Annotated in this window: 19 protein-coding genes; 11 read left to right on the top strand and 8 right to left on the bottom strand. The window is 38.8% G+C overall.

The window, feature by feature from the left end:
- Positions 1-59: 59 nt before the first annotated feature.
- Positions 60-716: a uracil phosphoribosyltransferase gene (gene upp / locus H6G68_RS23975; protein WP_127054357.1), complete on the bottom strand. Its 657-nt coding sequence runs from the start codon at positions 714-716 to the stop codon at positions 60-62.
- A gap of 399 nt (positions 717-1,115) precedes the next feature.
- On the opposite strand from upp, the gene crtH reads away from it, so the two are divergent.
- A complete protein-coding gene (gene crtH / locus H6G68_RS23970; RefSeq protein ID WP_190908890.1) occupies positions 1,116-2,615 on the top strand; it encodes a carotenoid isomerase in 1,500 nt (499 codons plus the stop codon).
- Positions 2,616-2,701: 86 nt separating this feature from the next.
- Here the strand turns inward: crtH and purT are convergent, their stop codons facing one another.
- From purT to H6G68_RS23950, 4 genes are all read right to left on the bottom strand, one after another.
- Positions 2,702-3,880, bottom strand: a complete 1,179-nt coding sequence (gene purT / locus H6G68_RS23965) for a formate-dependent phosphoribosylglycinamide formyltransferase (protein WP_190908889.1) — start codon at positions 3,878-3,880, stop codon at positions 2,702-2,704.
- 159 nt (positions 3,881-4,039) lie between these two features.
- Positions 4,040-5,854, bottom strand: coding sequence for an ABC transporter permease family protein (locus H6G68_RS23960; RefSeq protein ID WP_190908888.1), 1,815 nt, complete (start codon positions 5,852-5,854; stop codon positions 4,040-4,042).
- Between the two features lie 43 nt (positions 5,855-5,897).
- Positions 5,898-6,848, bottom strand: coding sequence for an ABC transporter ATP-binding protein (locus H6G68_RS23955; RefSeq protein ID WP_190908887.1), 951 nt, complete (start codon positions 6,846-6,848; stop codon positions 5,898-5,900).
- 364 nt (positions 6,849-7,212) lie between these two features.
- On the bottom strand, positions 7,213-8,442 hold the full coding sequence (locus H6G68_RS23950; RefSeq protein WP_190908886.1) for a calcium-binding protein: 1,230 nt from the start codon (positions 8,440-8,442) through the stop codon (positions 7,213-7,215).
- Between the two features lie 1,019 nt (positions 8,443-9,461).
- Here H6G68_RS23950 and leuB point away from each other — a divergent pair.
- From leuB to accD, 4 genes are all read left to right on the top strand, one after another.
- On the top strand, positions 9,462-10,550 hold the full coding sequence (leuB, locus tag H6G68_RS23945; protein ID WP_190908885.1) for a 3-isopropylmalate dehydrogenase: 1,089 nt from the start codon (positions 9,462-9,464) through the stop codon (positions 10,548-10,550).
- Between the two features lie 91 nt (positions 10,551-10,641).
- The gene (locus H6G68_RS23940; RefSeq protein WP_127054344.1) at positions 10,642-10,902 is read left to right on the top strand and encodes a hypothetical protein; all 261 of its coding nucleotides are present in this window, start codon (positions 10,642-10,644) and stop codon (positions 10,900-10,902) included.
- A gap of 113 nt (positions 10,903-11,015) precedes the next feature.
- Positions 11,016-11,837 (top strand): prepilin peptidase, encoded by an 822-nt coding sequence (locus H6G68_RS23935; protein ID WP_190908884.1) that lies wholly within the window; start codon positions 11,016-11,018, stop codon positions 11,835-11,837.
- Between the two features lie 576 nt (positions 11,838-12,413).
- Positions 12,414-13,364: an acetyl-CoA carboxylase, carboxyltransferase subunit beta gene (gene accD, locus H6G68_RS23930; protein WP_190908883.1), complete on the top strand. Its 951-nt coding sequence runs from the start codon at positions 12,414-12,416 to the stop codon at positions 13,362-13,364.
- Between the two features lie 107 nt (positions 13,365-13,471).
- Here the strand turns inward: accD and H6G68_RS23925 are convergent, their stop codons facing one another.
- Complete coding sequence (locus H6G68_RS23925) at positions 13,472-14,914, bottom strand: MFS transporter (protein ID WP_190908882.1); 1,443 nt, start codon at positions 14,912-14,914, stop codon at positions 13,472-13,474.
- Between the two features lie 160 nt (positions 14,915-15,074).
- Here H6G68_RS23925 and H6G68_RS23920 point away from each other — a divergent pair, with 160 nt between their 5' ends.
- Positions 15,075-16,322, top strand: coding sequence for an extracellular solute-binding protein (locus H6G68_RS23920; protein ID WP_190908881.1), 1,248 nt, complete (start codon positions 15,075-15,077; stop codon positions 16,320-16,322).
- Between the two features lie 54 nt (positions 16,323-16,376).
- Here H6G68_RS23920 and H6G68_RS23915 read toward each other — a convergent pair whose 3' ends face one another.
- Entirely contained in the window at positions 16,377-17,285 is a 909-nt protein-coding gene (locus tag H6G68_RS23915; protein ID WP_190908880.1) for a hypothetical protein, read from the bottom strand.
- Between the two features lie 254 nt (positions 17,286-17,539).
- Between H6G68_RS23915 and H6G68_RS23910 the strand changes: the two genes are divergently transcribed.
- From H6G68_RS23910 to petJ, 5 genes are all read left to right on the top strand, one after another.
- Positions 17,540-18,448: a carbohydrate ABC transporter permease gene (locus H6G68_RS23910; protein WP_190908879.1), complete on the top strand. Its 909-nt coding sequence runs from the start codon at positions 17,540-17,542 to the stop codon at positions 18,446-18,448.
- Positions 18,445-19,281 carry a carbohydrate ABC transporter permease gene (locus tag H6G68_RS23905; protein WP_190908878.1) on the top strand — a complete coding sequence of 279 codons (837 nt, stop codon included), beginning with the start codon at positions 18,445-18,447 and terminating at the stop codon, positions 19,279-19,281. The genes H6G68_RS23910 and H6G68_RS23905 overlap by 4 nt, the downstream gene beginning before the upstream one ends.
- A gap of 336 nt (positions 19,282-19,617) precedes the next feature.
- Entirely contained in the window at positions 19,618-20,109 is a 492-nt protein-coding gene (gene psbV, locus H6G68_RS23900) for a photosystem II cytochrome c-550 (protein WP_190908877.1), read from the top strand.
- A gap of 265 nt (positions 20,110-20,374) precedes the next feature.
- Complete coding sequence (gene petE, locus H6G68_RS23895) at positions 20,375-20,794, top strand: plastocyanin (RefSeq protein ID WP_190908876.1); 420 nt, start codon at positions 20,375-20,377, stop codon at positions 20,792-20,794.
- 329 nt (positions 20,795-21,123) lie between these two features.
- Positions 21,124-21,498 carry a cytochrome c6 PetJ gene (gene petJ, locus H6G68_RS23890; protein WP_190908875.1) on the top strand — a complete coding sequence of 125 codons (375 nt, stop codon included), beginning with the start codon at positions 21,124-21,126 and terminating at the stop codon, positions 21,496-21,498.
- 462 nt (positions 21,499-21,960) lie between these two features.
- Here the strand turns inward: petJ and H6G68_RS23885 are convergent, their stop codons facing one another.
- Positions 21,961-23,358, bottom strand: coding sequence for an energy transducer TonB (locus H6G68_RS23885; protein ID WP_190908874.1), 1,398 nt, complete (start codon positions 23,356-23,358; stop codon positions 21,961-21,963).
- Positions 23,359-23,744: the final 386 nt, after the last annotated feature.

Here is a 23,744-nt window from a genome sequence, read left to right as displayed (position 1 = left end):
TCAAGAAACCTGCAACTTCCAAAGTATTTAAGCTAGTTTCTGCCTCTAGCTGCATCCTACTAACTGATAGTCCCAAAAATGCGATCGCCTGCATCTCCCAATCCTGGTACGATATACCCTTTCTCATTCACTATTTCATCAATAGTAGCGCTGTAAACTGTTAAGCCAGGATAAGCACCACTCAATTGTCGCAAAGCTGGTGGTGCTGCTACCACACATACAATCCGCGTCAATGCTGGATCAACTCCTCTCTGTGTTAATTCTGCCATTGCCGTCATTATAGACGCTCCCGTTGCCAACATGGGATCGGTAATTAACACCCTTGTTTCGGGGTCGAATTTCTCTGGCAATTTATTCAGATAACAAGAAACTTCTAGTGTTTCCTCATTTCGCACCAAACCCAAATGGTAAATTTTTGCTAAAGGCAGTAACGTCTGCGCTCCCTCCAGTAAGCCTAACCCAGCCCGGAGAATCGGCACAACAGCCACAGGTATTTGTGGATCAATAAAAGTTGCTGGACAGGGTGCCAACGGACTCTCCACAGTTGTTTCTAGCGTCGGTAGCCAATCTCGCGCCGCTTCATAAGTTAGCCATCTTCCTAACTCAGTAATTGCAGAACGAAATAATACAGAAGGCGTGGCGGCATTACGAGCTACTGCCAGCCAGTGCTTGATTAACGGATGGGGTGGGACATAAACAAGCAGTTGTTGTGTCATAGCCAGAAATGGGCAGCCGGTCATTATATAGGAACTGAAACATCATCATACTCTTTCCCGTGTGTGGCTGATCCCAATTTAGGATTGGCAATAGCCAAGTTTCTTCATACCCTACCTATCTATTGAGATATATTTTCATTAATAGTTGACATAAATTCTCAATCAAGGCTACACTATTAGAAAGTGTTCTCCTCTCTTTAAAGGATCGGCAGACGGGATAGCCAGCAGCAGCAGGTTTGTCCCTCTTTTTTTGATTATTTTCAGGCAGGAAAATTTTTATTGCGTATTATCTAATAAAATGTAAGTAATGTTAAATACGTTTAAATTACGTTCGTATAGAGTCTCGTAGGCTCTATTAAGTTGCTTACTTCCGCGTAGCGGTATTACGAATTACGAATTATGAATTACGAATTATTTGATGTTATTGTCATTGGCGCTGGTATTGGGGGTTTAGTCACAGCCACCCAATTAGCCGCCAAAGGAGCAAAAGTCTTAGTCCTAGAAAGTTATCTTATTCCTGGCGGTAGTGCTGGCTATTTTCAACGTCAAGAATACACATTTGATGTGGGCGCATCAATGATTTTCGGTTTGGGAGATAAAGGTACAACTAACCTACTTACCCGCGCCTTAGAAGCTGTGAATGTCAGCCTAGAATCAATAGCAGATCCTGTGCAGATTCATTATCATCTACCTAACGGTTTAGATATTAAAGTTGATAAAAATTATGAAAAATTTTTGCAAAATCTTATTGCTTATTTTCCCCAGGAAGAAAAAGGAATTCGTAGCTTCTATGGTGAATGTCAAAAAGTCTTTAATTACCTGAATAGCTTTGAATTACTTTCCCTAGAAGAACCAGGATATCTACTGCGGGTATTTTTCCAACAACCTTTAGCTTGTCTAGGCTTGGCTAAGTATTTACCCCGAAATGTCGGAGATATTGCAAAACACTACATTAAAGATCCGCTGTTATTGAAGTTTATTGATATCGAGTGTTATTGCTGGTCAGTAGTTCCAGCCGCGATGACACCTATGATTAATGCAGGAATGGTTTTTTCTGATAGACACTATGGTGGAGTGAACTATCCTCAAGGTGGAGTAGGAAAAATTGCCCAAAAATTGGTTGAAGGTTTAGAAAAATATGAAGGTAAAATTCAATACCAAGCCAGAGTGACAAAAATCCTGACTGAACAGGGAAAAGCTGTAGGTGTGCAATTGGCTAATGGTAACATCTATCATGCCAAGAAGATAGTATCTAATACTACACGCTGGGATACCTTTGAAAAACTAATGCCCGCAGATAAGATGCCAAATAATGAGAAAAATTGGCAACAAAAATATCAAAAATCACCCAGTTTTTTAAGTTTGCATATAGGGGTAAAAGCGTCTGTTTTACCTGCCAGAACCGAGTGTCATCATATTTTGCTAGAAGATTGGGAGAAAATGGAGTTTGCGGGAGGGACAATTTTCGTTTCTATTCCCACTTTGCTTGATCCAGATTTAGCGCCAACAGGATATCACATTATCCATGCTTTTACACCACACTGGATTGCTGATTGGCAGGGACTTTCACCAAGTGAGTATGAAGAAAAGAAAGAACAAGCCGCAGGAGCAATTATTGAACGACTAGAAAAGATTTTTCCCGAATTAGATGCTGGATTAGATTATTTAGAAATAGGAACACCGCTGACTCATCGTCGCTTTTTAGGCCGCACAGATGGTACTTATGGCCCCATACCCAAACGTAAATTATGGGGTTTGCTGGGAATGCCTTTTAATCGTACTGCTATTCCTGGGCTGTATTGTGTGGGGGATAGCACCTTTCCTGGACAGGGTTTAAATGCGGTGGCTTTTTCGGGGTTTGCTTGCGCTCATCGCATTGCTGTTGATTTAGGTCTGTAATCAAAATATAGCAAATATTTGATTTTTGAAATATACGTAGGGTGGACATTACCAGCCCTACTCTATTACGAATTACGAATTACGAATTACGAATTACGAATTATTTTAACTTTACTAGCTGCCTTTGTTGCCTTTTCCCTCGCTTCTTTTTCATCAACACCTTTTGCTAAAGCCACTCCCATACGTCGATAAGGATGAGCAGTAGGTTTACCAAATAACTTAATATCTACATCTTTTTCTGCTAATGCATCAGCCACACCAGTAAAAGCAATAGAATCAGATTTTTCAGAAGCTAAAATAACTGCACTCGCCGAAAATCCTAATTGCTCAATGTGAGGAATTGGTAAGCCTAAAATTGCCCGCAAATGTAATTCAAATTCATTCAAATTTTGGGAAATTAATGTCACCATACCTGTATCATGGGGTCTGGGAGAAAGTTCAGAAAAAATCACTTCATCTTTAGTGATAAAAAATTCAACTCCAAAAATTCCCGCACCTCCCAAAGCATCAGTAACTTTTTTAGCGATTTCTTGAGATGCTAATATTTTATCTTCAGAAATATTTGCTGGTTGCCAAGATTCTTGATAATCGCCTCTTTCTTGGCGGTGTCCAATGGGAGAACAGAAAATTGTCGGTGCTTCCCATTGTTTAATTGTCAGTAAAGTAATCTCAATTTCAAAATTAATAAATTCTTCGACAATTACTTTTTGACTGTCACCACGAGAATTAGAAATAGCATAATTCCAAGCTTTCTCAACTTCCGTTTGATCCTGTACTACAGATTGACCTTTTCCAGATGATGACATCACAGGTTTGACAACATTGGGAAAGCCAATTTGTTCAGAAATAGTAATTAATTCTTCTAAAGTTACTGCATAACCATATTTTGCTGTTCTAATTCCTAGTTGTTGATGTGCCAATTCCCTAATTCGATCACGATTCATTGTGTAATTAGTTGCCGCTGCTGTAGGAATAACTGTAATTCCTCTTTGCTCAAATTCCTGTAATTTTTCAGTTCTAATAGCTTCGATTTCTGGAATAATAAAATCCGGCTGATGTTTACTGACAACAGCTTCTAAATCATCGGCATTGAGCATAGAAATAACTTCTGCACAGTCTGCAACTTGCATAGCAGGAGCATTTGCATAACGGTCAACTGCAATTACATAATTACCCAAGCGTTGAGCAGCAATTACAAATTCTTTGCCTAGTTCTCCTGAACCTAGCAGCATCAATTTTTGGGGAAGTTTTAGTGAAGGTGTCATGAATTTCTCTGTGTGATTTCCATCTATAATCTTAATTATCATTATTTGACATAATAAGTAATTTTGATCACAAATTTTAACCGCCGAGACAAGTGTCTAGCGGCGGTTATCAAGTGTTTAATTAATTAACTAGTCTTGATTTTTGTCTTTCGACTTACTTTAACGTCCTGCTAATAATGCTTTTGTCGCTGACTCACCTAAGACTCTAACTTTTCTTGTTAATTGGAAGTTTAACAACGCTAGAACGGAAAAATCAGCTAGTAATGCCATGAAGATTGTTCCTGTCCCAGCGTATTCTATAGCTGACCAAGGAAAGGTAGAAAACAGCCACAGAGTAGGACTCTCGGAAGCGTAGATACCAAAAACTTGGAGAATTATAGGTGGTAAAAACATCACCACAGCTACAGTACCAATTGCCCAAATATGACGCTTGGAATTTTTCATCAACAACATTAATTGAGCAATGGTAGCGCAAATCATCGTTAAACTAATAGACAAAGCTACAGCTAATAATGCTTTAACTTTTCCAAAATCGCTATTGTTAAAATCTTCAGGTATGAGTGAAATCCAAACTATTAAAGGTATGGCAGCAATTGCTAAATTAATTGCTATTGCCATTATTGCTGGGCTTTTTTCACCAGAAAACAAATCTTGCCATAAAGATTCATTTCTATGATTTTGGTGTCGATATCTTGCCCAATCTTGTACAGTTTGGCGATGAGGTGAAAGAATGGCAATTAAAACGACAACTATTGCTAGATTGAGAAATGCTACTAAACCTATGAGATTTACATCTTGTTTACGCTCGATGTCTTGCATCGATAATCCTATAAACATTAGCTGAGAAAAAGCAATAAAGAAATAACTTTGTCCCTTACTCAAGATAGTAGTATTTGGGTTTCTAAAGGAACGTTTCATTGCTTGCCAAATACCGTAAGTGCAAATTCCGTAATTGATTAAATGAATGCCAACTAAGCTAACTACATTTTTACCTATTGGGAAATAGAAAAATTGTAGGTTGTCTAGGGGTGAACCTTTATAGATACGGAATAAATTGGGAAACAAATAACTGGTAATATCCCAAGGGCTGAAAAATCTCACCCAAGCAACAGGATTATTGATATCGTTATCATAAGATGCTATCCCCATTGTCATAAACAAAAATAGAAGAACAGCACCACTACCTAACCAAGGTTGAAAGCTGCTAAACCAGCGACTAACTAACCCAAATAGGAATGCAGCACTGTAAAAGAAAATGCCACTACCAGCAAGAATGGCATAGTAACTGAGAATATAACTTGAAGCGATATTAGCAGAATGTCCAGCCCAGAAGTGTAGAGGAATTGCTGTGAGAATAAACAGATAAATTAAACTCGGTACTCCCAGCATTTTCCCAGTCAAGATACTTGTTTCTGACTGCGGACTGAGACGAATAAAGTTCAGTGTACCACGCTGTTCTTCTTTGGCTAAATCGCTGATTAGTAAATAGGTTCCAGCAACTAATAGGGTAAAAACAAAAATCACACTAAATGTTAGGAAGAAGTATTCCCAGTGATCTCTCCACCATAACTGCCAGTTAATTTGATCGGGAGGACAAATATTCTGGGACAAATAACTCTGCAAGTTAGTCAAATCTGTTTTAGCTTGCTCAAGCTTTGTTTCTAAGTTGGGAATTATTGTATTGTCTGATAGTTTAATTTGTTGATAGTTAGCTATTTGTTGGTTTAGTAAGTTTTGTTGTTCATAAAGTTGTTGTTGTTGGTTTTGATATCCTTGTTTCAACGTACAGTAATTTGCCATGAGAGAGTATTTATCATCGGGAAATTCTTGTAATTGAAATAAAAAAACTACTAATTGCAGTAGTAAGGAGGATGCCACAGCAATTATCACATTAAAAGGCTTTAGTCGCCCTTTAAGTTCTCGGAATAGTTGCGGATTCCATTCACCAACTCTGTCTATGAAATTTAGTAACATAATCAAAATCCCTAAGCATTGTGATTTTTGAATTTTGAATTTTCTATGATGCTTGTTTATGACCTAGTTTAAGGAAAATAGTTTCTAGGTCTTCTTGGGTGCAGTGAAAATCAGTTAAGGGAATACCTGTACTGATTAGCGATCGCAATAAATCAGCGCAATCTTCCTCTTTACCAGAAAAATTCACCCGTACACTATTTTTGCTAGGTATCACCTCCCACTCTTCCACCAAAGGATGATTTTTTAGTTCACTCACCAATATATCTATGTTGCCCAAAGTTGAGACTAAAATCTGCTGTCGGGACAGACGTTGATAAAGTTGTTGTAGTGAGGCACTTTCTACCAGGAAACCTAATTCCATGATGCCCACGGAGGTACACAACTCAGCTAAGTCGCTGAGAACGTGGGAAGAAATTAAAATTGTCATTCCCGCTTCTCGCAAAGCTTTGATAATTTCCCGAAACTGCATTCTCGCAATCGGATCAAGTCCAGAAACAGGCTCATCTAGTAGCAATAAAATCGGTTCGTGAATAATAGTGCGGGCTAAACTTAAGCGCTGCTTCATCCCCCGTGAGAGGGTAGAAATCAGGCTGTTACGTTTATTACCGAGTTGGATGAGTTCTAAAACTTCGTGTAGGCGTTGTGTGCGTCGCGGTTCCCGCAAACGATACAAACGGGCAAAATAATCTAGGTAGTCCCAGACTGTCAAATCATCATAGAGTGGGTAATCATCGGGTAAGTAACCCAGGTGACGCTTGAGGGTGGGATTGCTGTGGTCTCGCAGTAAGCGATTGCCATTAATATAAATCTCACCGGTAGTTGGTTCCTCCGCAGCAGCTAACATCCGCATCAGAGTTGTTTTACCCGCGCCATTGGGGCCAATTAATCCGTAAACTTCCCCCATCTGGATTTCTAAGTCAACGTCGTTCACAGCAATGTGCCGTTCAAATTGCTTAGTTAGTCCACGGGTGCTAATTGCTAATTCTTTTGCCATAGCTGCTGAAGTGCGGCTTGTGATTATCAGTTAAGCTAACCTTTTTCTACAACATTTGTCACTCTTGTTTCGGAAATGGAAACAGGCTTGATCTTCGTAATGTTGGGAAAACTTCTCAGGACTTACGCAAAATATCTCTCAAACCCTCTTGTCTTTGTGTCCTTTGCGTCTTTCCTTACGGAACGCTTCGCGAACGCGGTTCGTTTTTCCGTTAGTCTTGCGTAAGTCCTACTTCTGCAAATGAGTTGGCTAATTGCAAAAAATACCACCCCTTCATTTGTTGAAGAGGTGGATTCTCACTGCATTAATTTATCTTGCTTTACGTCAGTCCCATTAACTCTGGACAATGGGATGCGATGTCAAATTAGGCAATAACACTGAAATTTGCATCGGTGAGAGATAGTCCTGTAGATAACTGGGCGAATCTTGTCTGAGCGCCGCCACCATTTCCATCTGCATCAAAGAATAGTCCGCCTGTAGCGCTGTTATAGATAAATCGCTGATCGCCGGTTGTTGCAACTGAACCAATGGTAAATTGACCAGGATCGAATGAACCTACGGTTAAACCACCGCCAAAACCAGCAGCGGATACTTGAATCAAGTCGTCAGCTACGTTGAAGTCAGTAATGGTATCAACACCTTCACTGAAATTATTGAAGCCAAAAATATCGTTGCCAACACCACCAGTTAAGCGATCGTTGCCAGCGCCACCATAAAGGGTGTCGTTGCCCTCGTTACCTTCAAGAGTGTCATTGCCAGCCTCACCAAAGAGAGAATTATTGGCACTATTGCCTTTAATGATATTGTTCAGTGCGTTACCAGTACCATTAATGCTATCTGTAGCATTAAGAACGAGGTATTCAAAATTATCACTTAAAGTCCAACTCACAGAAGACCTGACTGTATCAATACCGCCTGCATCTCCACCAGAGCCATTATCTTCACTAATAACATCTTCAAGGCTATCAACGTAGTAAGTATCGTCACCTGCTCCACCATAGAGGGTGTCGTTGCCTGTGCCACCATTTAAGACATCGCGTCCTTCACCACCATAGATTGTGTCGTTGCCAGCACCACCTTCAAGAGTGTCATCACCAGCTTCACCATAGAGGGAATTATCAGCACTATTGCCTTTGATAATATTGTTCAATTCATTGCCAGTGCCATCAATGGCATCTGTGCCGAGGAGGACAAGGTTTTCAAAATAATTACCCAAAGTCCAACTTACAGAAGACCTGACTCTATCATTACCGCCTGCGTCTCCACCTGAGGCATTATTCTCACTGACAACATCTTCAAGGCTATCAACGTAGTAAGTATCGTTACCTCCTTCACCATAAAGGGCGTCGTTGCCTGTGCCACCTTTTAGGGTATCGTTGCCCTCACCAGCATAGATTGTGTCCTGGCCACCATCACCATTTATTATGTCGTCTTCATTGCCACCGAATAGCACGTCGTTGCCTGTGCCACCTTTTATGGTGTCAGTACCCTCACGACCATCTAGGTTGTCGTCTCCCTCTCCACCGAGGAATTGATCATCATCATTTGTTCCAACCAAAATATCTTGATTGTTAGTGCCAACGTAACGTGCCATAATTTTCTCCGAATTTTAATGAAGCTGTTCGGAAACTAGGTCTTGCGAATTTTAAACACGAAAAAATACCCAAAAGCCATTTCTGATAGACGAAGGCTGCATCCAGGTTGTCAATTACTAATGTTAATGAAAAATGTTATGGCCGCCTGGTAGAAAAATACGAATTGACGTGGATCTGTTTGTAGGTTAATAGTAAGGATTCAGAATTCGTAATTAACAATGCTTGTAGCTATTGGAGTGATGAACGATAAAAATGTCTACGATTGAGATTATAGTTGTGACAAGCATTCTGAATTCTAACTCTTGACTCCTTACGCTTAATATTCTGCGAACCATTTTCTTCCCCGAAAATATATTGAAAGTTCGCTTTATGCCTGGTCTTTCTGAAAGCTTAAAGCATAATTTTCATTCACAAAAGCAGTAGTATTTTTACCCATTGCTGATGAAATCAATCTTGTGCTTTTGGTGTATTTTATCTTGCTATTCAGCAATACCAAGTTTATTTGTTAAGTACATCGTAATTGATTTTTTGTAATTGTCTAGATTTAATATTTATGTTTTACATATTCTTCATATTAGATAATATATGCTTTATTCAATGTTTATTTTTGAATTTAATCAAAATATAAAAAACAATTTTTATGTATAAATCTAAACAAGGAAAATATCAATTAGCATGATTTTAAAAAATACTCTGTTAAAAAAATAACTTATTTGAATTATTTTTTATGTATAAAAAATCATAATATTATTGGTTTTAGATAATACTTAAAATCCCTAGAATATACTTCTAATATTAGGGCTATTTTCCCTATATACCTCAAATTACAGCCTCAATTATGCCATTACAAAAATATTTATGGCATTAATTCAGTACTTCTATTATCAATGTTCTGATTTTGGGTTGAGTCAATTTAATCACATCTTTTATCTGTTCTCCCCAATTTAAAACTCCATAGGTACATTTTGCTCGGTATGATAATAAATCTGCCTAAACTTTTACATCATCACAACTAGTTATGACTCAAAACTATCGCATTACCCTACTCCCCGGCGATGGCATTGGCCCCGAAATTATGAATGTAGCGGTGGACGTGCTGAAACTTGTAGGGAAGCGCTTTAATATTCAATTTGAATTCCAAACAGCCTTAATTGGCGGTGCAGCAATTGACGAAACAGGTGAACCCCTACCCTCAGCTACCTTGGATATGTGTCGCAATAGCGATGCAGTATTACTCGCTGCTATTGGTGGTTACAAATGGGATTCGCTGCCTTCACATCAGCGTCCTGAAGCGGGCTTATTAGGACTTCGTGCGGGTTTGGAACTATTTGCTAATTTGCGACCAGCAAAAATTTTGCCCCAGTTAATTGACGCTTCTACTTTAAAACGAGAAATTGTAGAAGGTGTGGATATTATGGTGGTGCGCGAACTTACAGGCGGGATTTATTTCGGTAAGCCTAAAGGTATTTTTGCGACTGAGACTGGAGAAAAACGTGGTGTAAATACAATGGTTTACACAGAATCAGAAATTGACCGCATTGGGCGAGTAGCTTTTGAAACAGCACGAAAACGGAGCGGCAAACTCTGTTCTGTGGATAAGGCTAATGTGTTAGAAGTATCTCAACTGTGGCGAGAAGGAATGAATAAGCTGGCTTCAGAATATCCAGATATTGAACTATCTCATTTATATGTAGATAATGCCGCTATGCAGTTAGTACGCGCGCCTAAACAATTCGATACTATCGTTACAGGGAATTTATTTGGTGATATTCTATCTGATGCGGCTGCTATGCTGACGGGTAGTATTGGAATGTTACCTTCTGCGAGTTTGGGAGCTTCTGGCCCTGGTGTATATGAACCTGTTCACGGTTCCGCTCCAGATATTGCCGGACTTGATAAAGCCAATCCTTTGGCACAGATTTTGAGTGCGGCAATGATGTTACGCTATGGTTTAAACCAGCCAGAAGCGGCAGACTTGATTGAAAATGGAGTGTTACAAGTTTTACAACAAGGCGATCGCACTGGGGATATCATGTCTGTAGGAATGAATCTGTTGGGTTGTCGCGCTATGGGCGATGCGCTGATTCAAATCCTGGAAGCAAAATAATTCCCTGATTATCGCTTGAGGATTTTAACATTTTTTGCTAAAAGTTTCGGATAAACTAGAAGCAAATCTATAAATCACATAAACACCAATAGTGTACGCTGCACAACAAGGACAGGCGAATTTTTCCGCACCCAAAAACCATCCGCCTTTGGTTGATCCCACCGTCATCAAAGCGGCTGGTCAAATTTACTATACATACTGTGAGGTACATCCCGAAATCGTTGGACAACCTTCAGGAGTAGCAATTAGTCGCGTAACTTATCGGGGTAAGGTGATTTTCACTCAACACCCCATCTTGTTACCGCAAGAGTGTTTTGTGCCGTTAAATCAAATTGAATCCTATATGTATTAGTGACAGGGAACTCTTAACAGGGAATAGGGGAGAAATGAATTCAAAATTCAAGAATTTGTGCCTATTGCCTATTGCCTATTGCCTTTTTCCACTGATAACTGATAACTGACTATATGGACATTTTGATTGTCGTTCCTGCGAGTATGATTGTCTTTGCTTTGGGTACATCTATTGGTAGCTTTATCAATGTTGTGGTTTATCGCCTACCTTCTGGATTATCAGTGCTTTGGCCGCCTTCTCGTTGTCCTCAATGCTTAAATAGACTCAAAGCTCACGATAATGTACCGGTGTTTGGCTGGTTGTGGTTAAAAGGGCGATGCCGTTATTGTAAAAACAAGATTTCTCCCCGTTATCCTGTGGTAGAAGCATTAACAGGCATAATATTTTTGATAACATTTTGGGTTTTTCAATTTTCGATTTGGACAATAGGTTATTGGGCTTTTTGCAGTTGGTTATTAGCCCTGTCTCTGATAGATTTAGATACAATGACTTTGCCAAATCCACTTACTCAGTCAGGTTTGATTTTGGGAATAGTGTTTCAAATGGCTGTGGGTTTTTTATCAGAAGCTAACTGGGTGGGACTGGTAAATCACTTGATAGCAGCCATAGCTGGTGCGGTGCTTGGCTTATGGCTATTTGATGGCATTTCAATCTTGGGTTCTCTAGCTTTTGGTAAAGCTGTCATGGGTGCGGGTGATGGTAAATTAGCTGCCATGATGGGAGCTTGGTTGGGTTGGAGATATTTACTAATAGCTAGTTTCACGGCCTGCGCCTTAGGAGTATTAATAGGTGGAGGGGCAATTATGCTGTCACGTCATAAAATGGGACAAAAGATGCCTTTTGGGCCCTTCTTAGCTTTGGGTGCTGTTATTACTGTATTTAGCGGCCAAGGGATTTTGTCTAACTATCTGCGATTATTTGTTCATATATCTTGAAATATAGGAAACAAACTTAAAATTCACAATTCACAATTCACAATTTAAATGTGTTTTTTTCTCATTATTTATGAACACTTCTGTTCCCTGTTAAGAGTTCCCTTCCCATGACTTACGTCACGCTACGCTATCACCGATAAGTTCTCAACTCAAATAAGATTGCTATATTAACCCATGACTAGAACATCAGAAACCTATATCCCCCATGACTGTCACCTTCATTACCCACTTGACACGTGATATTTTGGTACAATTAACCTGTGACTTGCATTAACCTCAAATAACAAGATGCAGTTGGCAAATAAAAACTAAGCTGACATAAGTTAAGTATTCTATTACAGCAGGAACAGACTTGTATTGTCATCATTATTTTTGTTAAGTTTGCAACCAAAAGACGCTGACATCAGGTCTAAATTGCTGAGAATCTTAATTGGATGATTTAGTTAAGCCGAAGAAATCATCAATCTAAAATCTACAATCTACAAATTTTCAATACCCACTCTACTGGTGGGAATGGTCAATTCAAAATAGATTGACCTGTTTTTAACCTCGATACCTACTTACATTAAAATAAAAATGGCGAACAACGAAGAATCACGCGGTTTAAAGTCTCTATTTGATTGGTTTGCTAATCGGCGTAAACCTGGCTCTAGCAGTCTAGAACGCCAAGAACGGGAAATTGCGGATGGGCTGTGGCATAAATGCCCTAAATGTGGTGTTTTAACCTATGCCAAAGACTTAAAAGCCAATCAAATGGTCTGTGTTGAATGTGGTCATCATAATCGGGTGGATAGCGATGAGCGTATCCGTCAATTGATAGATGCAAATACATGGAAACCATTAGATGAGCATTTACGCCCCACTGATCCTTTACAATTTAAAGATCGGAAACCCTATAGCGATCGCTTGCGGGAAACTCAAGAAAAAATCGGTTTAATAGATGCAGTCAAAACCGGCTTAGGTCAAATCAATGGTTTACCCATCGCTTTGGGAGTTATGGACTTCCGATTTATGGGTGGTAGCATGGGTTCTGTTGTGGGTGAAAAACTTACCCGCTTAATCGAACAAGCCACTCAACGCCGTTATCCTGTAGTTATCATCTGCACTTCCGGGGGTGCGAGAATGCAAGAAGGAATGCTTTCCTTAATGCAAATGGCGAAAATCTCCGCAGCATTACAACGCCATCAAGATGCCCGCTTATTATACATTCCCGTGCTAGCAAATCCCACCACAGGAGGCGTTACGGCTAGTTTTGCCATGTTAGGTGATCTAATTATCGCCGAACCAAAAGCCACTATTGGTTTTGCTGGAAGACGAGTAATTGAGCAAACCTTACGGGAAAAACTACCCGAAGATTTCCAAACGGCTGAAGATTTGCTCAAGCATGGTTTTGTTGATGATATCGTTCCCCGTACTCAGTTAAAAAATACATTGGCACAGCTAATTGCTTTGCACCAACCTCTACCAACTGCACCCAATATGGTTTTGTGGGAAAGCATGAGTTTGAGTTCTACCAGTGTCGAGTAGAGGATTCGGGTGATGGGGTGATGAGGACGTGGAGACACGGGGACGCGGGGACGCGGAGATGGGGAGAAATAATATCTACTGCACCCTTCCCACTGCCCCCTGCCTATTTATTCCCTGTTCCCTGTTAAGAGTTCCCTGTCACTTCTTCCCTGTTCTTTGACAAAAATCAGCGGGATAAGTGCTGCAAGTCGGCAAATACTAGAAAGGGCAAATAACCCTAGTAACCCGCCAAATTTTGGAGATTGGGCAATAAAACCGCCAATGGTTGTCCCTAAGGCACCGGTTACTCCAGCAACAGCAGCTGCGATCGCAAAATAAATAGACTGATTTCTGACTGGAGTAATGCCAATTTGCATATTGTTGTTACATAAATCAACCGCTGCTCCACTACCACCGATAAAAATATATAACAGTGGTAGCCATAGCCAGATATCTAAATTACTCTTGCCAATTCCAAACCACAGTAAAGGCGTAACGGCAACAATAATCCCTACAAATATCAAAATTGGGCGATTTCCCACTTTATCTGCTAACTTACCCCACAGCACAACCATTAGCAAATTTGCCCCTGCTTGCAGACTGCTGTAAATCGTCACCCAACCTACATCTATATTCAAAGTTTCTAGCAGATAGAGATTAACAAAAGGAGCGCAGAGATTAAAAGCCAGCATCCATAAACTGAAATACAGTATAAAAATCCAAAAATTAGAGTTTTTCCAAATAGTATCGTCCCATTGTTTTTCGGGAATAGATACGGTATCAGTTATTTCACAAGATGTATTTTTGCTGTTGGGAAATAAATCACTACTATCAGTATTTTGTAATTGGGGATTCACATCAATTTGGAAATACTGGCATCCTAAACTAACTAACCCAAACAAAATTCCTATAAACAAAACTACCCCATAACCCTGAAGAGTTCCCCCATACCAATGGGAAACAGTAAACCCAGCTAAAGGTACACACAACAAATTAGTTAAGCTGGTAGCACTATTGCGGATGCCAAAATACCTACCGCGTAACCGTCGGGGAACAATTATTGCTAACCAACTCATCCAAGATGCGCTTCCCAATCCACCGCAAAGATGACTAAAAAAAACGATTAATAGAGTTAATATTACTAACTGTTGCGAATTTATAACTCCCCAGCCTACACTGATAATACCCATTACCAGAATTAGCCACAATAGCCGAGAAGTCCCATAAACAAGCATGGAATACTGAAAGCGGCTAGTAGTCCGTTCTGAGATATAAGCACCCAACGGCTGAATCAGATTCACCAACATGGGAATTGAGGAAAGCATCCCAAAAACCACTGGACTAGCATCCAACTCCACCAAAAAGTTACTAAGTAAAATACCTCCAGTAGTAATAGAAAAAATTGTTGCGAAAATAGCATCTGAAGTAGATGCTTTTAAACTGGTACGAATAGTATTCTTAGGAAAACGAGAGCTAGATGGAGATTGAGAAGATAGGACTGTTGTTAATGAATCAATCGGAGCAATTTCCAGATTTAAAGATGCAATTGTTTCAACTTGAACAGAGTCCATAAGTGATCGTCTATCAGTGACGAAATGAGCAAAATTTCAGTTCATCATAATTGTTTGTTATTCTATCTACCATTTCTCAACAAAACTTTAACTTACTTAAATATCTATCCTTGGTGACAGAAGCTATAAGTAAGGTGAGAAATCCAGGTTTTATCTATTTGTGAACAAAAGCAAGTGTTTATATTTTTGGGGTTGGGTAATAGCTGTGGCTATCATAATTATTAGTTGCCATAGTCTATCACCTATCAGTAAATTATCAGTCACTATTAAGCTCAGTGGTTGGGGTGGTTCCCCTATAGAGCAAAAACTTCTCAAACAGGTATTACAAGACTTTGAAATAAAACATCCCCATATTAAAGTTAAGTATGAAGTAATCTCTGATCAATACATGGATGTAATTAAAACCCGCTTAATTGGAGAAGCAGCACCAGATGTATTTTATCTAGATGCGTTAGAAGCTCCTTTTTTGATGAGTCAGAATGTTTTAGAACCTCTAGATACTTACATCCAACCAGAATTTGATTTAGCAGATTTTGAAGATAATTTACTTAATAGCTTTAAATACCAAAACCATATTTATGGATTTCCTAAAGACTATTCTACTTTAGTTTTATTTTATAATAAAAAAGCTTTCAATAACGTAGGTTTAAAAAGTCCCCCAACTACTTGGGATGAATTACGCCGCTATTCTCAAAAATTAACAGGTAAACTTAATCAGTACGGCTTTGGCGAAAGTCCAGAATTGGCACGTCAGGGTTATAAAATTCCAGCTTATGGTGGTAAGATAGTTGATAAAAACGGTTATGCTGCTTTTGTAAATGAAGCTGGTTTAAAAGGTTTAAATTTGGTGATTGACCAATATCAAAAAGACAGAACTTCAGTTCTAAAATCTGATGTTGGTGCTAGTTCTGGTAGTGATATGTTTGGTCAAGGTAAAGTATCAATGGTGATAGAAGGTAACTGGGCTATTCCTTATCTTCAAGAAACCTTCCCCCAGATAGATTTTGCAACGGCAGAAGTTCCAAAAATTAATAACAAAAAAGGCACGATGGTTTATACTGTTGCCTATGTAATGAATAAACAAACAAAACATAAAAAAGCCGCTTGGGAATTAATTTCTTACCTCACTGGTAAAGAAGGAATGGAAAAATGGACAGGAACAGGTTTCGCTTTACCAACTCGTAAATCTGTAGCTGAGAAATTAGGTTACGATAAAGATCCTTTAAGGTCTGCTTTAGTAGCAGGAGTTGATTATGCTACACCTTGGCAAGTGGGGAAATATCCAGCCGCAATTGTGAATAATTTTGATAATCAGTTTATTAGTGCTTTGTTGGGGGAACAGTCTTTAAATCAGGCCATGTTGAGAGCGCAGAATGCTGCTAATCAGCAGATTAAGATGATGAAGTAGGTTGGGTTGAGGAAGGAAACCCAAACATTTTCAAAAGTTCATTTTGCTTTATTTCTAAGGGAATTTTTTCTTCATTATATGAAGCATCGAAGCATCAAGTTCTGAACGTAAACCATAGCCTTCAAATAATTTTTCTGTTATTATCAAAATGTCCTGCATTTCTAATGTAGCAAAACTCTCCATCACACCTTTTGCTCTATTTTTACCATATTCATCTATTATTGATTTTGTATAATTATTGAATTTATCATCGTCCTGAACTATTTCTTTACTTAGTATTATTATGCATAATTTAGCTTCCATTAAAAGTGCTTCAATCTTTTCACCTAATATCGGTAATTTAGTTTCACCTATGAATCCATTTATCTTTTCATAGCTATTCAGTATCTCATCCATATCAGAACTGATATTTCTAGAATATCTATAGATAAAATCTATAGTTTGACTGTCAAAGATTCCTACTAATTTTAAAGCAGATTCATATATATAATCTGTTTTGATGTGGTTAATTATGCTTTCAATATTGTTTATATTAGATTTATTTAAAGTACCGCTTAGATTTTGTTTTATTTTATTGAGATATTCTAAGTGAGCTTCCATACTTGCAATAAGTATCTTCGCTATTTTCTTTTGTTCCTGAGTTTTCCTGAAGCTCTCTAAAGCTCTGTTTCCAATATAGATGCCTACGCCAAAAGTTGTTAATAATTGTAAAATACTTGTTTTATTGTCAGAAATTTTATTAGACTCTGTGAGTAGATTTTGAAAAATATATGTAGACAAAAATGGAGCAATCAAAAAAAGTAAAGAAGGTAAAATAATAAGTCTATCACTAAACCAGTTAACTGATATTTTGAATATATCAATTTTATAATTTATCTTAACAGCCTGCCAAATTAGCCATAAACCTATCAGACTTGTTACGACTAAACTCCAAATATCTTCTGAAGGTAAATTTATATTCATATTTGATTTAAAAGCAACTTATGTAATCATAATAAAACAGTATTAATAATTACGCAACTAAGATGAAACTAGACATAATACGGATTTTCTCTCGTTCCCAGGTTCTACCTGGGAATGCAATTTAGAAGGCTCTGCCTTCTGTTATTATGTAAAAATACTGAAGACGACTTTTAGATAGGAGGTAGAACCTCCCAGTAGGCATTCCCAGTCTCTGACTGGGAACGAGTATTATAGAAGATTGTCGAGGTTTATTTGTGTTTCCAATCAACAGACAACGCAGAAACCAAAGCTGGAAATTTACCGAAAACCTAACCGGGTATCTTTTCATGATGCCCACAATTCTCGTTTTAGGCACTTTTATAGTTTTACCAATTCTCTACGCTGTCTTTCTTTCCCTCCACAAAGTCCAACTGTTAGGCAATATTGATTATAAATTTATTGGCTTTCGCAATTTCACCCGATTAGTAGAAGATGAACAGGTTTGGATTGCGTTAAAAAACACAGCAGAATATGTTGCTATTGTTGTCCCCAGTCAAACTATTTTGGCTTTAATTTTAGCTGTAACTTTAAATTCTGGTATTCGTGGTAAAAGCTGGTGGCGTATCCTTTATTTTTTACCCACAGTCACATCTTCTGCGGTGCTAACACTTATCTTCATGTGGATTTATAACACTGATGGTTTACTAAATGATTTTCTTGCTTTTGTGGGACTACCTAAATATAACTGGTTAGGAGATCCAGCAGTTGCACTTAAAGGCATCATGATTATGAATATTTGGTCAACTGCACCTTTTTATATGGTGATTTATTTAGCAGCTTTACAAGATATCCCCCAAACACTTTATGAAGCAGCAGAATTAGATGGTGCGAATTGGTGGGAAAGGTTTGTTTACATTACTCTTCCCTGGCTACAACCTGTAACGTTTTTTGTAGTTACAGTGGGGATAATTGGCACTTTTCAACTATTTGACCAATCTTATATTTTCTCTGGTGGGACTGGTGGCCCGAATAACGCCACTTTGACAGTAGTATTGCTAATTTATCAAGCTGTATTTAGAAATTTACAATTAGGATATGCATCTGCGATCGCATTTTTACTTGCAGCAGTCATCATTACTATCACTGTGATTCAGCGGCGAGTCTTCGGAGGTGACAGGATTTGACTCAGATATCTCGCTTTATCTATCTCAAAATCCTCTTATACCTCTTTTTGACAATTTATGGTCTAATTACCCTGATTCCCTTCCTGTGGGCGCTTTCAGCATCATTTAAGCCTCTCTCAGAAATTATCAGCGGTGAGCCAAATTTCATCCCCCAAAATTTTACTCTCGATAACTACAAACAAATCTTTTTCCAAGAACCGCTATTTGGGCGCTGGTTATTTAATAGTATAGCGATCGCACTCAGCGTCACGCTTTTAAACTTAATCTTAAATTCAATGGCTGGTTATGCCTTAGCTAGACTGGGCTTTGTGGGTAAACGTTTTTGGTTCTTCCTGATTTTGGCAGTGTTAGCAGTACCCGCACAGATTACCCTAATTCCCACATTCTTGATTTTAAAAGCCTTGGGTTGGCTCAATTCTTACCAAGGTATGATTGTACCCAGCATGGTAAACGCCACCTTTATCTTCATGATGCGGCAGTTTTTTGTTAATTTTCCTCAAGAATTAGAAGAAGCAGCACAACTTGATGGTTTGAACACCTGGGAAATTTTCCGAGATATTGTTTTACCCCTAGCCAAACCAGCACTAGCAGCACAGGCTGTGTTTGTGTTTATGGGCAGTTGGAACAATTTTATACTACCTCTGGTGATACTCTTTGACCCAGAAATGTTTACTTTACCTCTGGGGCTGAACACCTTTAAAGGGCAATATATCAGCTATTGGAATTACATCATGGCCGCTTCTATGGTTTTTACCCTTCCAGCTTTAGGTATTTACGCCTTTTTCAACCGCTATTTTATTCGAGGCGTAACTTTTACAGGAGGGAAAGGTTAACTTTACATTTTGTAAATTTATTTATAAAGATTTGTATCAAAAAATAAAATGTCCCCATTCTCATACCCGCTCTTGACCCTATTCTTACTTATGGAGAAACTCAGTTCAGCAACAGCATAGAGCAGCTAATGGTAAACTGATTCATGCTGATGTTAATGATAGCGAGAACATTTTACGTAAAGTAATCCCGACAGCTTTTAGTTCAGGGATTAGGGGTGTTCTAGTTCTCCCCGTCGGCTTTATACCCGGCAAACTTTTAGCATCAGATAAATATCTATGCTTTTGGAACTATTAGTGTCTTAGTTGTGTTGAGCATTAAAAACTGAGAGGGGAAATATGTTTAGAAGACTAATTGGCGTTGTTGTAATTACTGTTTTGCTGACTTTTCAGATGCTTGTCGGTAGTGCAACAGCAGTGGAATTGGATAAAGCCACTCGAACAGTACAGTTGAATGAACAGGGTGATACTGTTGTTTTCAGCGTGAAACAACTGGAAAAAGGTAAACGCTTATTTAATGACACTTGCGCTCAATGTCATGCTGGAGGAGTAACTAAGACTAACCAAAACGTGGGACTAGAACCACAAGCTTTGGCAGGAGCTACACCCAAGCGTAACAATATTGAAGGGTTAGTAGACTACATGAAAAATCCTACAACTTACGACGGTGAAGAAGAGATTTCTGAAATACATCCCAGCATTAAGAGCGCGGATATCTTCACAGAAATGAGAAACCTGACCGATGATGACTTAAAAGCGATCGCAGGTCACGTTCTCATCCAACCAAAAGTTGTTGGTACAAAATGGGGTGGTGGTAAAATTTATTACTAAATCTCTCCTAGTTAGGCAATAATATTGCCCTTGGCGGTTTGAAAAAATCTGAGTTCCGAGTCCTGATACCTAAGTGCATTCAAGCACAACCTTCATTCTTAGTTACAGATGGCTGCGGTTTTTGCTTGAGTTTGTTCTCTGGAAGCAGGACTGGGAACTTTGTATTTTGCTTTAAAAAAATTCATCTACGACAGATTGTCATATTTGGCGTTGATTGTATTTAAAATGAGAACAGGAAAATAAAACTATATCTCAGGAGAGAGCCATGAAATCTATTGCAGCAAGTTGGAGACGCTTGACTTTAGCGGTTTTGACTGTTCTTGTAGTTGTTAGCAGCTTTGTTGTTTTTACTCCCACCGCATCTGCGGAAACATATCAGATCAAGTTGGGTAGTGACAAAGGATTGTTACAATTTCAACCCAGTAAGTTGACAGTTAAACCAGGTGACACAATTGAATGGGTTAACAACAAAGTTCCTCCCCATAATGTTGTGTTTGACAAAGCAAAAAACCCCACTAAGGACGCTAATTTAGCTTCATCTTTGTCTTACAAGAAGTTGCTAATGAGTCCTGGACAGAAGCAAACAACAACTTTCCCCGCAGATGCACCAGCTGGTGACTATACCTTCTATTGTGAACCTCACCGTGGTGCTGGGATGGTTGGTAAAATCACTGTTGCGGGCTAGAAAATTTTCAATTTTGACCGATTGGATTTTTATAGACCATTAGCTGGTGCAGCGGTAATCAGTTTTATCCCTATCTAACAGAGTAAACACTGTATGGCAATCAAGGGAGAAACTAGTTACCGCTAATTTTTATCCCATTTGCCCAAAAAATCAGTAAATCCGTAAATCCGTATGAGAACTATACATGATATTTTACAGATGTAGATATTCAGTAAATCTATCAGTCCACTCTACATATAGACATTCTCCCTACCTTGGATAAAAGAATGGAGGATAGTTTCGGCATATGTGGATAGATTTGGATATATACTTACTAGCCACATTTTCAGATGCTGGATGCTTGTTACGAGGAAAATCTCTTGAGAATACTGTTATTAATTCTAGTTTTAGCGATCGCTCTATTTAACTTAACCGGCATTCATCCAGCCTTAGCAGCAGAAACATTCAACGGGGGCAAAATTTTTAATGCTAACTGTTCTGCCTGCCATATCGGAGGCGCTAATATCCTAATTGAGCATAAAACTTTACAAAAAGCAGCATTATCAAAATATTTAGAAAATTATGATATTGAACCGATCCAGGCTATTATTTACCAAATACAGAATGGTAAAGGTGCCATGCCCGCCTTCAAGAACAAGTTAAGCTATCAGGAAATACTGGAGGTAGCCGCTTATGTTTTCCAGAAAGCGGAAACAAGCTGGTAAAGATACTGTTCCTATCTCCCTGGTTCCATGTTTATTGGTTAAATTTAATTAAATATTTTATTTTTTCAACTCAAAAATTTTCAATTATCTCAAAAAAAGAATTTGAGATTGAATTGGGGCAACGGTTTCAATCTCCTTAATTTATGAAGTGATGTAGAAAAAAGCGCAGCACAATTATTCAAGTCTCCGTATTCATTCTTGGAGTCTTCAATTTTCAATTTTGTGAGCGTAGCTCCTCTGCCAGAGGAATTTTGAATTCCCCGAAAGAAATAACTGGGGATATAACCAACCCAGAATGCTAAATCCGATACAAAAAAGCTAACTAATGCTAACAATAGCCAGCTTTTTCTTCCTGCTTCTTCAGTTCGACAGGCTCACTGACCACTGCGCTCACTGACCTCCTATTCGTGTCGGCACGATCTAGTCCACAGGCTAACACGGTCAATCTGACCCCACGTAATTTTATTGTTCTTGATTAGAGTTTTGTTTTTGTTCCTTGAGTTGACGTAACTGTTGTATTAATTTTTGAGTAGATTCACTAGATGGAGAAGGCTGAGTGCTACTTACTGTTGCGGTAGGTGACGTTTTGATAATTACCACACCTGGAGTTGAGGGTTGAATTTTTCTGTTTTGAGACTCAGGTGCTTTTTCAGAATTGTTATTTGGTGAGGGCTTTGGCTCAGAAGTCCCTTCAGGAATATTACTATTGTTTTGATTTTTAAACCGTAAGTGGAATGGATAAGAGCTAGTTCGCTTATCAGTTTTAGGTGGATTGGCGTTGAAAAATTCCCTGGCTTTTGATTGCAGTTCAGGTGCAACTGACCGATCTTGGAACTTAATATCTAAGACTTTGCCATCAGAATCCACAACTAATCGACCCAAAACATTACCTTCCAGATTTCGTTTATCCGTAGAAATGGTTTCACGAATGACTGCTTGTTCTTTAGCGTTAGGGTATTCTTGCTTGATTGTTGTTCTCAGCTTATTGTAAGAGTTGAGATTTGCCAGTAACTGTTGCGTTGTCTTGCCTTGTGAATCTGACTGATTAAAAGCAGGTAGTTCCGGTGGCTTCTTCGTTGAAGTTTCTGGTAACGGTGGTAAACCTTGTCCTGCTAATGCTAATTGGTCGTTAGCTGCTAGAGATTGTTCTCCAGGAACTTCAGACGGAGAATTTTGAGCTAACTTATCTCCCAACTGCATTTTTTGGGGTTGAGAAACTTCCTGTGGGGTACTAGATCCAATATCAATTGGATCAGGAGATGGGTTATTTAGTGGTTGCTCTGGAATTTTGTTGTCTGCTTCGACTTGTGGCAACCTGTTTAAATTTAGTGGTTCGGTTTCTCTAATTTTGCTGTCTAGATCATTAACAAAAGGAGAAACTGATGGAGAGAAGCTACTTCTGGCTTGAAAATTGGAAACTTGGCGGCTAAAGTCGTTTCTTGTAAATCTCGAACTAGGCTGGCTTCTGGGCAAGTAAGAAAGATTATAGTTACCGGATGATCTAGGGATAGGGGGCAATACCGCTTGGTTAGGTAAAGGTGCTTCTAAGGGTGGTAATGTTGTCAATTGGCTGTCAAAGTTTGCTGGAGGCAGTTGCTGTTGTAGCGGCAGTTGGGGTTGTTGTAAAGCAACTTTAGATGTGTCAGGAGTTTGGGGCAATCGGTTTTGATCAGCCGGACTCAATTCCATTAATCCGACTACTTTTGATGAATCAGTTGTTGAGGATTTATTAGAATCAACAGGCATTAATGGCACAATTAAGGCAATAGCACCGTGGATGCCAAGAGAGGCTATAGCTGCTATCCCAGTTGGTTGGCTTAATATTTCTGGTATATTTTTCAGCAGGGAGACGTAAGACATAGCTTTTATCGTTCACTCGGCTCAGTTGCAGTTGACTAGTACCATCAGGCAGAAGGGAAGCTATTTCGTTGGGCGGTATGGCCCAGTGCTATTTCTGACTTGCTGCACTAGCAATTTTATTTTTTAGACTGTATTGCCATTTGAGAGATGAGTTTCTCTAACAAATAATAACTTCCTATATTGCCATTCAAAACAGGAATATTCAAGTGATATTACAGTTTTTATTTTTTGAAGGGTTAATTAACAGTAGCCAAAAAGCTAACAATTACTAACAATTACCTACTTATGCTTGCAGCCAATGTCATATTGTCTGTAACAATGTTGGGTTGTTCGGTGTAAAATATAATCATGCTACTAGGATTCAAGACTCAATTGAAGGTCAACAA

It is taken from the genome of Anabaena catenula FACHB-362 (assembly GCF_014698735.1).
GTDB lineage: Bacteria > Cyanobacteriota > Cyanobacteriia > Cyanobacteriales > Nostocaceae > Anabaena > Anabaena variabilis_A.
Note: the sequence above shows the minus strand (reverse complement) of the source record. Positions and strands in the feature narration are given on the sequence as shown.

Bases quoted from the DNA above. Each gene is read 5' to 3' on its own strand.
- H6G68_RS23935 (WP_190908884.1), top strand. From the start codon at position 11,016: ATGGACATTTTGATTGTCGTTCCTGCGAGTATGATTGTCTTTGCTTTG.
- H6G68_RS23925 (WP_190908882.1), bottom strand. From the start codon at position 14,914: ATGGACTCTGTTCAAGTTGAAACAATTGCATCTTTAAATCTGGAAATT.
- petE (WP_190908876.1), top strand. From the start codon at position 20,375: ATGAAATCTATTGCAGCAAGTTGGAGACGCTTGACTTTAGCGGTTTTG.
- H6G68_RS23915 (WP_190908880.1), bottom strand. From the start codon at position 17,285: ATGAATATAAATTTACCTTCAGAAGATATTTGGAGTTTAGTCGTAACA.
- H6G68_RS23955 (WP_190908887.1), bottom strand. From the start codon at position 6,848: ATGGCAAAAGAATTAGCAATTAGCACCCGTGGACTAACTAAGCAATTT.
- psbV (WP_190908877.1), top strand. From the start codon at position 19,618: ATGTTTAGAAGACTAATTGGCGTTGTTGTAATTACTGTTTTGCTGACT.
- H6G68_RS23950 (WP_190908886.1), bottom strand. From the start codon at position 8,442: ATGGCACGTTACGTTGGCACTAACAATCAAGATATTTTGGTTGGAACA.
- accD (WP_190908883.1), top strand. From the start codon at position 12,414: ATGGCGAACAACGAAGAATCACGCGGTTTAAAGTCTCTATTTGATTGG.
- leuB (WP_190908885.1), top strand. From the start codon at position 9,462: ATGACTCAAAACTATCGCATTACCCTACTCCCCGGCGATGGCATTGGC.
- H6G68_RS23960 (WP_190908888.1), bottom strand. From the start codon at position 5,854: ATGTTACTAAATTTCATAGACAGAGTTGGTGAATGGAATCCGCAACTA.
- H6G68_RS23885 (WP_190908874.1), bottom strand. From the start codon at position 23,358: ATGTCTTACGTCTCCCTGCTGAAAAATATACCAGAAATATTAAGCCAA.
- petJ (WP_190908875.1), top strand. From the start codon at position 21,124: ATGCTGGATGCTTGTTACGAGGAAAATCTCTTGAGAATACTGTTATTA.
- crtH (WP_190908890.1), top strand. From the start codon at position 1,116: ATGAATTACGAATTATTTGATGTTATTGTCATTGGCGCTGGTATTGGG.
- purT (WP_190908889.1), bottom strand. From the start codon at position 3,880: ATGACACCTTCACTAAAACTTCCCCAAAAATTGATGCTGCTAGGTTCA.
- upp (WP_127054357.1), bottom strand. From the start codon at position 716: ATGACACAACAACTGCTTGTTTATGTCCCACCCCATCCGTTAATCAAG.